We start from the raw sequence: 363 nt of genomic DNA on the forward strand, positions 1-363 counted from the left end.
GGTTGCCTTCGGCGCGCTTGGCCACCATCCGGATCGAGGAGTCCTGGTAGCGGACATTGCCCTCGGCGATGTAGTTGCCGCTCTCGGTGTCGAAACTCAGGTGGTCGGTGCCCAGGAACTGGTCGCCGCGTTTGATCGCGACATTGCCCTGGTACTGCGGCACCGTGGTGGTGCCGAACAGCTGGTCCCCCTCGATGTCGGTGTCCTGCTGGTCGCGGGTGGCGGCAGCAGCCTTGTCGGCTTTGGGCGCATCGTCAAAGACTGGCAGGACGTCGGTGGCTGGGCACAGGCCCCAGTTCACCGGTTTGTCGTCGGCCAGGGCCGGCAGGCAGATGGCGATGCTCAGGGGGAGAGGCAGCAGGC

1 protein-coding gene is annotated in these 363 nt (G+C 66.4%); it reads right to left on the bottom strand.

Going from position 1 to position 363, the window contains the following annotated elements; translation table 11 throughout:
- A partial coding sequence (locus tag AB4Z42_RS28510; protein WP_442012599.1) for a hypothetical protein occupies positions 1–363 on the bottom strand: 363 nt, incomplete at both ends.

Origin of the sequence: Mycobacterium sp. 2YAF39, from assembly GCF_052114565.1 — a bacterium.
Classification (GTDB): Bacteria; Actinomycetota; Actinomycetes; order Mycobacteriales; family Mycobacteriaceae; genus Mycobacterium.